Origin of the sequence: Dyella sp. LX-66 (genome assembly GCF_018599165.1) — a bacterium.
Taxonomy (GTDB): domain Bacteria; phylum Pseudomonadota; class Gammaproteobacteria; order Xanthomonadales; family Rhodanobacteraceae; genus Dyella_D; species Dyella_D marensis.
This window is the reverse complement of record NZ_JAHFVJ010000002.1, coordinates 12,790-25,750: the sequence shown is the minus strand read 5'-3', so window position 1 is coordinate 25,750 and position 12,961 is coordinate 12,790. Positions and strand designations below refer to the sequence as shown.

The window sequence follows — 12,961 nt, the reverse complement described above, 5'->3', positions numbered from 1 at the left end:
GCTCGCGTCGATGCAAAACCGCCACATTGTAGCGAGGGAAAGCCTTTTGCTTAAGGGTGTTGGCTTGACTGGTATGCATGGCGCCGCCGACAATGGCGGGCACTAATCCCAAAGGGGAGTAGTTCCGGACGCGCCGCAGCGTGCGTCCGTGCAGTGGTCGTCATCACGGGTGGAGCACCGCCCCGGTCACTGCAGCGGTTCTGCCGGGAACGAGACTTTTGCGGTAATCACGAGGCTGCGTGCGCTCGTGGTTGCTGCATTCGTCCCGCGCGCAGGAACATGAACCGCCATGGATTTCCTCACCCCCGAATTCTTCTCCGGCCTGCTGGCCATCGTCCTGCTCGACCTGGTGCTGGCGGGCGACAACGCCATCGTCATCGCCATGGCCGCGCGCAACCTGCCCAAGCAGCTGCAGAAGAAGGCGGTGTTCTGGGGCAGCTTCGGCGCGGTGGCGGTGCGCGTGGCGCTGACCGCCGTGGTGGTCTACCTGCTGAAGCTGCCCGGCCTGATGCTGGTGGGCGGACTGCTGTTGCTGCCGATCGCCTGGAAGCTGCTGCGCTCGGACGAGGGCGACGGGCACCAGGTGGGCGCCGCGGCGGGATTCTGGGCGGCGATCCGCACCATCGTGGTGGCCGATGCGCTGATGGGCCTGGACAACGTGCTGGCGATCGCCGGCGCCTCCGGCGGCCACATGACCCTGGTGATCATCGGCCTGGCCATCAGCGTGCCGCTGGTGGTGTGGGGTTCCACCCTGATCCTGAAGCTGATCGAACGCTTCCCGGTCATCGTCTACATCGGCGCAGGCGCGATCGCCTGGACCGCCGCGCGCATGATCGCGCACGACCATCTGCTGCATGACTGGTTCGATGCGCACGGCTGGGCGCGCTACGCGCTGGACGTGCTGCTGGTGGCCGCGGTGTGCGGCGGCGGGTGGTATGTGCAGAAGCGGCGCGCCGCCGCGAAAAGCGCAAACGGCTGAGCACGAACCTGCGGCGCGCGGGCCTGCCCGCGCGCTGCAGCATGTGTGGCGCCCTTCCCTCTTCGCTCAATACATCATCGGCACCCGCACCGTCACCGTCGCATCCGGCGTATCGCGCGTCACGCCCACGCCCAGGGTGAAGTTGAGCGTGCGCTTGTCGCTGAAGCGGTACGAGCCGCCGATCAGCAAGGTGCCCAGCACCGTCTTCACCGAACCGGCCACGCGGCGGTTGTTCTGCTTGGTCACGCCTACCCAGCTCTGGTCGTAGCCGATGCTGAAGGAGGCCTTCTCGTTGAGCGCCAGGCCCATGCCCACGCTGACGTCGGCCACGTCGCCGACCTGGATCTTGCCGAGGTTCTCCTTGCCCGCCAGCACCAGGGTGCGGCTGACGTTGTTGCGCGCGAAGTTGTGCAGATAGCTGACGTTGCCGAAGAACACCACCGGGTCGGACGGATACAGCCAGGTCACGCCCGGCTGCAGCGAGTAGAAGCCGCTGCCGGTGGGCAGCTGCAGCGGCAGGCCGGTGCCGGTGGCGTTCTGCACGCAGCGCTGCACGCAGTCGGTGGTGACTTCGAACGGGTCGCGGCCGGTGCGCGATTTCGCACGCAGCCAGGCCACGTAATAAGCCTTGTCGGCGCCGCCGTCGTTGAGCTGGTAGCGCAGCGTCGCCTCGATGTCGCCCAGGCCGCTGCCGCTGGCGCCGAAGGCGCGGTCGGTGGCGGTGCCGGTGAAGATCTCGCGGCTGATGGTGTCGGTGTGCCCATGCACGAAGGGAATGCGTACCTCCGCTTCCATCCGGTTGGTGATGCCGTAGCGCAGCGCGATCGCACCGGTCTGCGTGGTGGTCTTCACCTGGCGCACGTCGACCAGGCCGATCAGGATCGCCGGAATGATGGTGTAGCCCACCAGGGCCACGCGGTCCGCCGACGAATAGCCGAACTGGTACGAGGGTTCGACGATCAGCTTGCCGGGCGGCGTCAGCACGCCGGGCTGATCGAAGATCGGCGCCACTTCGGGCGGGCGCGAATCGCGCTGCGGCGCCTGCCCGACCGGTTGCGTGTCTTCCGGGCCTGCTGCGACCACCGCATCGGCCGGCATCGGCAAGGCCGTGGCCGAACTGCCGGCCGCGCGGATATTGCCGGCGCGCTGCCGGTCCAGCACGTCCAGGCCCACCGCCTGCCGCAGCTCGCGGTACTGCGCTTCCTGCGCGGCCAGCGTGCGCTTCATGGTTTCCAGCTGTTCCATCTGCGCGGCGATCTGGCTGCGCATGGCATCCAGGCGCTCGCCTTGCGCTTTCACCTGCTGGTGCAGTTCGTCCGGTTCCGCCGCGGGCGCCTGCGTGCCTGGCGTGCTTACCGCAGGAGGCGCCTGCTGCGCGGCGCCCGTGCCGGCAAGCAGCACGAAGCCCGCGGCCGCAGCCGCGTGCCGCCACGTCCAGCTGCCGCGCGCTGCGTTGCCCCCTGCCCGATCATGCCGTGTTCCATGGACCCTGATCATCGCCTCTCCCCTTCTCTGGATGCCCGCGCCTCCGTCAGCGGCCGAGCGGATTGGCCAGCGCCGATTGCAGGCTCTGGCCCAGGTTCAAGTTGCGGAACGCGCTGAGCGTGTTCACCGAAACATTGAGCGTGGTCATCGCCGCGATGCGCTGGTTGTCGAGCGTGTTCTGCACCACGGTGGTCGCGGCGTTCTGGCCGAGCGCCGCCGGATCGACCGCGTTGCCGGGTCCTACCTGCACCACTGCGGCCGTATGGATGGCTGCCGATAAGGCGCTGGCCTGCGCCGGCGTGAGATGCGCGACATCGGGGATCTGGATATGCGTGGACGCGACCAGGTTGCCGTCGACGTACACCACGCGGTCCAGCCCCAGCGACGCCACCAATCCGGAGCCCAGATCGAAGCCGCCGCGCGCGGCATCCAGGCGCGCCTCGCTTACCGGCGTCCACTGCGCGACCACCTGTTCGTCCGCGTAGGCGCGCGGCGCGGCCAGCGCCGTCGCGATCAGCAGCGCCAGGCCCAGGCCGGCGCGATGCGTGCGCATGCTCATATGTCCCCCGGCCCCCGCTTGGGGAGGGTGATGCCGTCCAGGCCACGGCGGTCGATGCTGGTGCCGAGCGGCGCCAGCGGCGCGGCGCGCCAGTCGGATGGGCTGTTGAAGACCGCCAGCGTGCGGCGGTTGTGGATGACGAAGACCAGGCGGTTCTTCCACATCGCCTCGAAGCGCGCGCGCGGCAGCGAGCGCGTGCCTAGCGCGGGATCGCCGATCAGCACGCGGTCGTAGAGCAGGCCTTTCACCACCACGAAATGGTGATAGCCGTGCTCGTCGATCAGCACGATCGCCGGCAGGCGTTCCTGCCGCAGCTTGTCCAGCGGCACTTCGAAACCATCGGCGTCGAAGCCGTTGGCGGCCAGATAGCGCTTGATGTCCAGCAGCGAGAAGCCTTCCCGGCCGATCTTGGCGCGGTCGCCGTGCGCGTACATCTGCGCGAACGCGGCTTGCTCGTCGACCGGATAGCCGTACTGATAGGTAAGCAGCGTCGCCACCGCCGCCGAGCCGCAGCTGAAGTCGTACTTCTGCCGGATGGTGTTGCGGAAGCGCGCTTCCTTCAGGCTGGTGAGCCTGAGGCTGAGGCTCTGCCCCTGCGCGCCCGGCACCGTGATCGACGCAGCCGGCGCCGCGCCGTGCCAGCACAGCGCGGACAGCAGCAGCACCGGCAGCCATGGCCTCATGGCGCTACTGCCGGAACTGCACGTTGATGATGGTGGCGTTCTGGATCAGCACATTGTTGCCGGTGTTCTGGATCACCATCGGCACGCCGGCGGCACCCTGGAAGGAGCCTGCGCTGATCGAGTTGGTGCCGGTGACGACGTCGTCGGCCTGGTTGTTGCTCACCGTGCCGTCGAGGGTCATTTTCGCGCTGACGTCGGCGCCGCCGCTCAAGCTGGCGAGCACCTTGGGGTCGACGCGCGCGCCGAAGCCGTTCACTTCATCGGGATGCGCGGCCGCTGCGGCGCGATAGGCCGATGCGGGCGAGGCGGACAGATACGTGGGCGCCGCTTGCGCCTGCGCCAGCCCCCATGCCCCCAGCGACAGGCACGCCATGCCGACGCCGCATGCAGCTGTGATCTTCCTCATGGCGGTTCTCCCTTGCGCGAACGTGGCGGGGCGCAAGCCCCGCCACGCGGTTGCACATCAATGGCCGACGTTGAGGTTGGCCTGCACGTTCACGCTCTGCTGCGTGAGCGCGGCCACGCCGCTGTTCTGCGCCATCACGGTCACGCCTGCCGCCGCTGCCGCGGCGCCTTCCATGTGGTTGGACATGTCGAAGGTGCCTGCGCTGGCCCACGACGCACCGCCCGCCGCGCCTGCGCCGCCGGCGCCGCCGGCCGCACCGCCGCCCGTGCCCGCGCCGCCTTCGCCGCCCATGCCGCCCGCGCCCGCAGTGGCATCGGCCGCGCCGCTCGCGCCGCCGGTGGCGGTAGCGCTGCCGCTGGTCGAAGTCGACGTGCCGCCCGTCGCCGAACCGCCGGCCCATGCGCCGCTGCCGCCGGTGGAGGTGCCGCCGGTGCTGTTGCGGCGCGCATCGGCGCTGGCGTTGCCGTAGTTGTCGCCGTCGCTGCCGCCGCCCCACGCGCCCGCGCCTGCCGCTGCGCCGCCGCTGGTGCCCGAGCTGTCGCCGACGCGGCCACTGCGCGCATGCGCATTGCCGCCGCTGCCGCCGGAGCCGCCGCCACCGCCCGTGCCGTAACCGCCATAGGCATCGCCGCCGGAACCGCCGCGTGCGCCATTGGCATTGCCCCAGTTCTGCGCGACGTTGCCGATGCCGCTGACCTGGATATCGGTCACCGTGCCGTCGAGCCGGCTGACCGCCACCGCCTTGCTGTTATTGAACGAGTTGGTGACCGCCGAAGTGGCCGTGCCGCCGTTGTTGGCGGACGCCGCGCCCACCGCCGATGCATTGGCATCGCCCATGTTGTTGCGGTCGTTGCCCTGGCTCGAATTGGTCCGGGTATGAGTGGAGCTGTTGTTGTGGGAATTGTTGGAGTTGGTCGAGTTGTCGTCTGCCATGGCGGGTAGCGTCAAGCCGATGCCAAGCAGAATTGCTGTGGCGATAAGTGTCTTGCGCATGGACTCTCTCCTGCGGAACAGTGGCCCCCTGGTACGCCGAGCTACGCGGCCTCCAGACGTGGCAACTTGCATGCCACTCGCTTCCACCATTTCGCATCGCGCGAAATCTTCGCGCGCAGTCAAGCACTTGCATGGCGCGAAACCGATCGCGCCGCTGAACGCCGGGAATGGCAGCGGGCCCGAGTGCATCAATCGTGTTACGCCGCGCAGGCGTGCGCAGGCCCAAAAGGCTGAAAACAAGGGCGGATACAGCCTGCCACGGCTTGGCGCAGGCCACGCTTCGCTACGCTGTAACAGCGGCGTTACGCCCTGTGCCTGCCGGTCAGCAACAAAGCATCTACGCGCCGCGAAGGAAACGGCGCTTATCGCACTGTCGGATAAAAACATCCGCGGGCGCCGCAACCGGCGCGCCCGCGGACGGGGACGGCATGCCGGCTCAGTACACCAGCGTGGTGTTGGACGCCGTGGCGGTGATGCCGTAGTTGCACTGCGGGCTGGTCGAACCCACCGGGAAGTCCTTGGTCCACGGCGGATTGGCGATCTGCACCTGGTTCAGGTTATAGACCGCGATATTGGTGAAGGCGATCGAGCCATTGCTCGGGTAATGGTTGCAGCTGCTGACGCCATAGGCCTCCAGCACGCCGCCGAAGACCCAGTTGAGCGTGGCATAGGGATTGGTGGTGAGCGTGGTGCTGGTGCCCTTGGTCACGTCCTTGGACACGATCTTCCAGGTCGAGCAGGTCACGCCGGGCGCGCAATTGGAAAAGGTGTCGCCGGTGATGCTGTCGCCCACCGACACGTTGATCGGCGAGCTGTGGTACGTGGTGCCGCTGACGCAGCAGTTCCAGCTGGCCATGGTCCACTTATGGTCGTTGTAGCCGTTCCAGCCCAGCACCGGCTGCAGGATCGACTGCACGTTCGGCAGCTGTTCGAGACCCGGGAAGAAATAGATCACCTGGCTGGCCGAGGTGGTCGGGTTGCTCGGCACCTTCCAGCTGGCCACGATGCGGCCGATCGCCACGCTGCTGGAATAATTGGTGTCGATCACCCAGCCGTTGATGGTCGGGTTGTGCGCGGCCGGGAAGCTCACCATCCCGTTCGGCTCGATCCGCGTGCCGTTGAGCGCGAAGTGCGGCTGCGAGCACAGCGCGGGCTTGCGCAGCGAACCGTCGACGCGGCGGATGTTGCCGTCCTTGTGCAGCTCTTCGCCTTCATGCACTTCCTGCACGCAGGCAGGATCGAAATAACCATTGGGTGTCACCACGAAATTGCTTGGCACGCCCTGCGGGCGCAGCTGCAGTTCCATCGCGCTCACCGAGGTGAGGGCCGCGTCGGGCTTCAACGCGGCCTGCTCGGCGGCTTGCGCGCCGCCGGCGACGGCCAGCAAGGACAAGACGGCGATCAACGATGCGCCGAACCAACTCCGGCGCGTTCTTCCGATGAATCTATTCATGGGTCGCACACTCCTGATGACGGTTGGGATAACGCCGTCCTGGCGTGGTGCGCAACCTCTTCGCACGCGGCGTGCGGGTGCGAAGACAGGCCGCGCGTATGGCCGTCCAGATGGCCGGGGAAGTTGACACCGAAAGCGGATTCCTTGCTGCGAAGCGCGCGTACAACCGGTGTGAATGGAAGGCCGCAAGTTCTTCACCGGTCGCAGACGATGCTGACGCGAACGCAAGAACGTGCGAAATGCCATGCCACGGAAACAAAAAAAGGGAGCCCTCAGGCTCCCTTCTTTCATTGCCGGGCGGCTTGCGCTCAGCGCTTTTCGATCGGCACGTAGGCCTGGTCTTCCGGACCGGTGTAGTTCGCGCTGGGGCGGATGATCTTGCCGTCCTGGCGCTGCTCGATCACGTGCGCGCTCCAGCCGGAGGTGCGCGCGATGACGAACAGCGGCGTGAACATCGCGGTGGGCACGCCCATCATGTGGTACGCGCTGGCCGAGAACCAGTCGAGGTTGGGGAACATCTTCTTCAGTTCCCACATCAGCTTCTCGATGCGCTCGGACACCTCGAACAGGGTCGGGTTGCCGCCTTCCGTGCACAGCTTGCGCGAGACTTCCTTGATGATCTCGTTGCGCGGATCGGACACGGTGTACACCGGATGGCCGAAGCCGATGATGATCTCCTTGCGCTCGACGCGGGCGCGGATGTCGGCTTCCGCCTCGGCCGCGTTGCGGTAGCGCGCGATGATCTCCATCGCCACTTCGTTGGCACCGCCGTGCTTGGGACCGCGCAGCGCGCCGATCGCGCCGGTGATGGCCGAGTACATGTCCGAACCGGTGCCGGCGATGACGCGCGCGGTGAAGGTGGACGCGTTGAACTCGTGCTCGGCGTACAGCACCAGCGACTTGTCCAGCGCGTGCGCGTGCAGCTCGCTGGGCTTCTTGTTGTGCAGCAGGTGCAGGAAGTGCGCGGCGATCGACTCGTCGTCGGTCTCGGTCTCGATGCGCTTGCCGTTGTGGCTGAAGTGGTACCAGTACAGCAGCATCGAGCCGAAGCTCGCCATCAGGCGGTCGGCGATGTCGCGCGCGCCGGTGAGGTTGTGGTCGTCCTTCTCCGGCAGCACGGTGCCGAGCACCGAGCAGCCGGTACGCATCACGTCCATCGGATGGGTGGCGGCCGGCAGCAGCTCCAGCGCGCTCTTCACCGGCGCGGGCAGGCCGCGCAGGCGCTTGAGCTTGGCGCGGTAGGCGTTGAGCTCGGCCCAGTTCGGCAGCACGCCGTGCACCAGCAGGTAGGCGACCTCCTCGAAGCAGCCCTTGGCGGCCAGGTCGTGGATGTCATAGCCGCGGTAATGCAGGTCGTTGCCGCTGCGGCCGACCGTGCACAGCGCGGTATTGCCCGCGGCCACGCCCGACAGGGCGACGGATTTCTTGGCCTTGGGAAGAACTTGCTCGCTCATCGGATACCTCTCCTCAATGCATGCAACTTGGCCGTCGCGGGCGGAACGCCGCACGGCGGCCGGGGAAAATCCAGGCCTGAATCAGCCCTTCTGGTTGGCGAACAGCGCGTCCAGCTTGTCCTCGTAGGCGTGGTAGCCGAGGAAGTCGTACAGCTGGTCGCGCGTCTGCAGCGTGTCGATAATGTTCTTCTGCGTGCCTTCGCGGCGCACCGTCTCGTAGAAGTTCAGCGCCGCCTTGTTCATGGCGCGGTAGGCGCCGCAGCAGTACAGCGCGATGTCCACGTTGGCGCCGCGCAGCTCGTCGGTGGTGAAGAACGGGGTGGAGCCGAACTCGGTGAGGTTGGCCAGGATCGGCACCTTCACCGCGGCCTTGAAGCGGCGATAGTCGTCCAGCGTCTTCATGGCTTCCGGGAAGATCATGTCGGCGCCCGCCTCGACATAGGCGCAGGCACGGTCGATCGCGGCGTCCAGGCCTTCGGAACCGGCGGCGTCGGTACGCGCCATGATCACGAAGCCGGCATCGGTGCGCGCGTCCACTGCGGCCTTCACGCGGTCGACCATTTCTTCCTTCGGCACCACTTCCTTGCCGGGGCGGTGGCCGCAGCGCTTCTGGCCGACCTGGTCCTCGATATGCACCGCGGCCACGCCGATATTGATGAAGGAGCGGATGGTGCGCGCGATGTTGAAGGCGCCGCCCCAGCCGGTGTCGATGTCCACCAGCAGCGGCATCTGGGTGGCGTCGACGATGCGGCGGGCGTCGGTGAGCACGTCTTCCATGGTGGAGATGCCCAGGTCCGGCATGCCCAGCGAGTTGGCGGCGACGCCGCCACCGGACAGGTACAGCGCCTTGTAGCCCACGCGCTTGGCCATCAGGCCGGCATAGGCGGTGATCGCGCCCATCACTTGCAGCGGCTGTTCCTGGGCGACGGCGGCGCGGAAGCGTGCGCCGGGGGATGCGTTGTGGGTCATGGAACCTCCGCGTAAAGCGGCGATTTTAGCGCGCGGACCCGTCCCGACCCGTGCTGCAGCGCGTCAAAGATCGCGCCAATCGCGTACCACAAGCGTCGAGATGCGCATCGCGGGGCGCCGTATCGCTACCTACATTCGCTTGCATGAGCACACCTACCCGACTTGCCACACGCATTCTCCAGGGCCTGCTGATCGGCATCGCCGCCGCAGTACTCACCCTGGCCATCGGCCGCTTTTATCCGGGTGTGCTCAAGGCCATGCAGGCCTTCGCCGCCACGGTGCTCGATCCGCTCGGGCAGGTGTTCCTGCGCATGCTGTTCTTCGTGGTGATCCCGCTGGTGTTCGCCTCGCTCGCTTCCGGCGTGGCGCAGCTGGGCCGGCTCGGCCGCCTCGGGCCGCTGGCCGGGCGCACCTTTGCGCTGTTCGCGGCCAACATGCTGATCGCCGTGGCGCTGGGCCTGCTGATGATGAACCTGCTGCAGCCGGGCCATCAGCTGGAGCCGGGTTCGCGCGAACGCCTGATGCAGGAATACGGCGGCAGCGCGCACCAGGCGGTGGAGCGACAGCAGCAGCGGCCCGCGCTGACACCGGCCGCGGTGGTGGACATGTTCATGCCGCGCAATCTGTTCGGCGCCTTCGTCGGCCACGACCGCGGCATGCTCGGCGACGTGCTGCCGCTGATCCTGTTCGCCATCCTGGTCGGCGCGGCGGCCACCCTGCTGGACGATGAAAAACGCCGCCGGCTGCAGGCGGGGCTGGATCTGGTGAGCGAGCTGATGACCGGCATCGTCGGCTTCGCGCTGCGGCTGGCGCCGGTGGCGGTGCCGGCGATGATCTACAGCGTGATCGTGAAGATCGGCACCGATGCGCTACTTACCCTGGGCGTGTTCGCCGCCGGCTGCGCGTTCGCGCTGGCGCTGCACCTGTTCGGCACCATGTCGCTGTGGCTGCGCCTGCTGGCCGGGCGCTCGCCGATGGCCTGGTTCCGCCAGGTGCGGCCGGTGCTGATCACCGCCTTCTCCACCAGTTCCAGCAGCGCCACCCTGCCCGCCTCGCTCGCACTGGCCCGCGACCAGCTGAAGCTCTCGCCCAGCACCGCCGGCTTCGTGCTGCCGCTGGGCGCCACCATGAACATGAGCGGCACCGCCCTGTTCGAAGGCTGCGTGGTGCTGTTCGTGGCCCAGGCCTTCGGCGTGGAGCTGGCGCTGGGCCAGCAGTTCGTGCTGATGCTGCTGGCCGTGCTCAGCGCAGTGGCGGTGGCCGGCATTCCCGGCGGCTCCATGCCATTGATCGCCGGCCTGCTTGCCACCTTCGGCGTGCCGCCGGACGGCATCGGCCTGGTGCTGGGCGTGGACCGCATCCTGGACATGCTGCGCACCACGGTGAACGTGGGCGGCGACCTGGTGGCCGCCACCGTGGTGGACGCCCAGGCCAGTCGCGCGGACAGCTGACCAGGCTCGCGTTCCTGTCACGATGGCCGGCGCAGACTTCGCCTCTTGCGCCGGGGCCGGCCATCGATAGTCGCCATCTATCACCCTCATCCCGACAATCGATTAGATAAATCCCGTTGCCGGCGCTAATCTTTCATGCTTCCAACCACCACAACACGGGAAAACAACCGATGTCGTTGATCAACACCGCAATCAAACCGTTCAAGGCGCAGGCTTACAAGGACGGCAAGTTCATCGAAGTGACGGACGCCAGCCTCAAGGGCAAGTGGTCGGTGGTGGTGTTCTACCCGGCAGACTTCACCTTCGTCTGCCCGACCGAGCTCGAGGACCTGGCCGACCATTACGCCGAATTCCAGAAGCTGGGCGTGGAGATCTACGGCGTGTCGACCGACACCCACTTCGCGCACAAGGCGTGGCACGACACGTCCGACGCGATCAAGAAGGTGAAGTACACCCTGATCGGCGATCCGACCGGCACCATTACCCGCAACTTCGACGTGATGATCGAAGAGGAAGGCCTGGCGCTGCGCGGCACCTTCGTGATCAATCCGGAAGGCCAGATCAAGCTGTGCGAGATCCATGACAACGGCATCGGCCGCGACGCTTCCGAGCTGCTGCGCAAGGTGAAGGCCGCGCAGTACGTCGCCTCCCACCCGGGCGAGGTGTGCCCGGCCAAGTGGAAGGAAGGCGAGAAGACCCTGAAGCCCTCGCTCGACCTGGTTGGCAAGATCTAAGCCACGCTTTTGCGCGATACGCGGCCCGCTGCATCGGGCCGCTCCGGACCCGGCGTCCTGCCGGGTCCGCTTTCCGAAGACGCAAGCTGCCCGCGACGCCTGGCTCTGGCCAGGTGCTCGCGGCGCTCAGCCCGAATTCCCTGAAACAACGGAGCAACCACCATGTTGGACGCCGATCTGAAGACCCAGTTGCAGGCCTACCTCGAAAAGGTCACGCACCCGATCGAGCTGGTGGCCTCCCTCGACGACAGCGCCGCCTCGCAGGAACTGGCCGGGCTGCTGGAAGACATCGCCTCGCTGTCCGACAAGGTCAGCCTGAGCCGCACCGGCAAGGATGCGCGCAAGCCTTCGTTCGCGATCAGCCGCGTGGGCACCGACGTGGAAGTGCGCTTCGCCGGCATCCCGCTCGGCCACGAGTTCACCTCGCTGGTGCTGGCCCTGCTGCAGGTCGGCGGCCATCCGTCCAAGGCCGCGCCGGAGCTGCTGGAGCAGGTGCGCAACCTCGAAGGCGAGTACCGCTTCGAGACCTTCATGTCGCTCTCCTGCCACAGCTGCCCGGACACCGTGCAGGCGCTGAACCTGATGAGCGTGGTCAATCCCAATATCAAGCACGTGTCCATCGACGGCGCGCTGTTCCAGGACGAGGTGAACGAGCGCCAGGTGATGGCCGTGCCCACCGTGTTCCTCAACGGCGAAGCCTTCGACCAGGGCCGCATGACGATCGAGCAGATCGTCGCCCGCCTCGACACAGGTGCCGCCCAGCGCGACGCCAAGAAGATCGACGCCAAGAAGCCATTCGACGTGCTGGTGGTCGGCGGCGGCCCGGCTGGCGCCGCGGCGGCGATCTATGCCGCGCGCAAGGGCATCCGCACCGGCGTGGCGGCAGAGCGTTTCGGCGGCCAGGTGCTGGACACCATGGCGATCGAGAACTTCATCTCGGTCACCTATACCGAAGGCCCCAAGCTGGCCGCGTCGCTGGAGCAGCACGTGCACGAGTACGACGTGGACGTGATGAACATGCAGCGCGCCGAGAAGCTGGTCGCGCCAGCCGACCCGAACGGCCTGTTCGAAGTGAAGCTGGCCAACGGCGCCACGCTGAAGTCCAAGACGGTGATCCTTTCCACCGGCGCGCGCTGGCGCAACATGAACGTGCCGGGCGAGCAGGAATACCGCAACAAGGGCGTGACCTATTGCCCGCATTGCGACGGCCCGCTGTTCAAGGGCAAGCGCGTGGCGGTGATCGGCGGCGGCAACTCGGGCGTGGAAGCGGCGATCGACCTGGCCGGCATCGTCGGCCACGTCACCCTGCTGGAATTCGACGGCAAGCTGCGCGCGGATGACGTCCTGCAGCGCAAGCTGCGCAGCCTGCCGAACGTCAGGATCATCGTGAACGCGCAGACCACCGAGGTGCTGGGCGACGGGCAGAAGGTCACCGGCCTGGCGTACACGGATCGCCACAGCGGCGCCAGCGAGCGCGTGGAACTGGAAGGCGTGTTCGTGCAGATCGGCCTGCTGCCGAACACCGAATGGCTGAAGGGCACGCTGAAGCTGTCGCCGCGCGGCGAGATCGAAGTGGATGCGCGCGGCGAGACGTCGATCCCCGGCGTGTTCGCCGCGGGCGACGTCACCACGGTGCCGTACAAGCAGATCGTGATCGCCATGGGCGAAGGCGCCAAGGCCTCGCTCAGCGCCTTCGATCATCTGATCCGCATGCCGGTGATCGAAGCGGAAGCTGTCGCGGCCTGATCGTTTTTCAGAACTCGCCCGCCCGCAGCCCCCGGTACGCCAACAGGCG

The 12,961-nt window shown here is 67.2% G+C and carries 12 protein-coding genes; 4 read left to right on the top strand and 8 right to left on the bottom strand.

Annotated elements, in window-relative coordinates; genetic code table 11:
* Positions 1–289 precede the first annotated feature (289 nt).
* Complete coding sequence (locus KK141_RS03925) at positions 290–979, top strand: TerC family protein (protein WP_214571700.1); 690 nt, start codon at positions 290–292, stop codon at positions 977–979.
* 66 nt (positions 980–1,045) lie between these two features.
* Here the strand turns inward: KK141_RS03925 and KK141_RS03920 are convergent, their stop codons facing one another.
* The 8 genes from KK141_RS03920 to prpB all read right to left on the bottom strand — a co-directional run bounded on the left by KK141_RS03920 (position 1,046) and on the right by prpB (position 8,981).
* Positions 1,046–2,380 (bottom strand): acetate kinase, encoded by a 1,335-nt coding sequence (locus tag KK141_RS03920; protein WP_214571701.1) that lies wholly within the window; start codon positions 2,378–2,380, stop codon positions 1,046–1,048.
* Positions 2,381–2,510: 130 nt separating this feature from the next.
* Entirely contained in the window at positions 2,511–3,017 is a 507-nt protein-coding gene (locus KK141_RS03915) for a hypothetical protein (RefSeq protein ID WP_214571702.1), read from the bottom strand.
* Positions 3,018–3,019: 2 nt separating this feature from the next.
* Complete coding sequence (locus KK141_RS03910; protein ID WP_214571703.1) at positions 3,020–3,706, bottom strand: C39 family peptidase; 687 nt, start codon at positions 3,704–3,706, stop codon at positions 3,020–3,022.
* Between the two features lie 4 nt (positions 3,707–3,710).
* Positions 3,711–4,112: a hypothetical protein gene (locus KK141_RS22895; RefSeq protein WP_250901557.1), complete on the bottom strand. Its 402-nt coding sequence runs from the start codon at positions 4,110–4,112 to the stop codon at positions 3,711–3,713.
* A gap of 57 nt (positions 4,113–4,169) precedes the next feature.
* Positions 4,170–5,105, bottom strand: a complete 936-nt coding sequence (locus tag KK141_RS03900; protein ID WP_214587336.1) for a hypothetical protein — start codon at positions 5,103–5,105, stop codon at positions 4,170–4,172.
* A 436-nt stretch (positions 5,106–5,541) separates the two neighbouring features.
* Positions 5,542–6,558, bottom strand: a complete 1,017-nt coding sequence (locus KK141_RS03895; RefSeq protein ID WP_214572380.1) for a hypothetical protein — start codon at positions 6,556–6,558, stop codon at positions 5,542–5,544.
* A 308-nt stretch (positions 6,559–6,866) separates the two neighbouring features.
* Complete coding sequence (prpC, locus tag KK141_RS03890; protein ID WP_214572381.1) at positions 6,867–8,012, bottom strand: 2-methylcitrate synthase; 1,146 nt, start codon at positions 8,010–8,012, stop codon at positions 6,867–6,869.
* 81 nt (positions 8,013–8,093) lie between these two features.
* Complete coding sequence (gene prpB, locus KK141_RS03885) at positions 8,094–8,981, bottom strand: methylisocitrate lyase (protein ID WP_214572382.1); 888 nt, start codon at positions 8,979–8,981, stop codon at positions 8,094–8,096.
* 143 nt (positions 8,982–9,124) lie between these two features.
* Between prpB and KK141_RS03880 the strand changes: the two genes are divergently transcribed.
* The 3 genes from KK141_RS03880 to ahpF all read left to right on the top strand — a co-directional run bounded on the left by KK141_RS03880 (position 9,125) and on the right by ahpF (position 12,912).
* Entirely contained in the window at positions 9,125–10,432 is a 1,308-nt protein-coding gene (locus tag KK141_RS03880) for a dicarboxylate/amino acid:cation symporter (RefSeq protein ID WP_214572383.1), read from the top strand.
* A 170-nt stretch (positions 10,433–10,602) separates the two neighbouring features.
* Positions 10,603–11,166: an alkyl hydroperoxide reductase subunit C gene (gene ahpC, locus KK141_RS03875; protein WP_214572384.1), complete on the top strand. Its 564-nt coding sequence runs from the start codon at positions 10,603–10,605 to the stop codon at positions 11,164–11,166.
* Between the two features lie 162 nt (positions 11,167–11,328).
* Complete coding sequence (gene ahpF / locus KK141_RS03870; RefSeq protein WP_214572385.1) at positions 11,329–12,912, top strand: alkyl hydroperoxide reductase subunit F; 1,584 nt, start codon at positions 11,329–11,331, stop codon at positions 12,910–12,912.
* Positions 12,913–12,961: the final 49 nt, after the last annotated feature.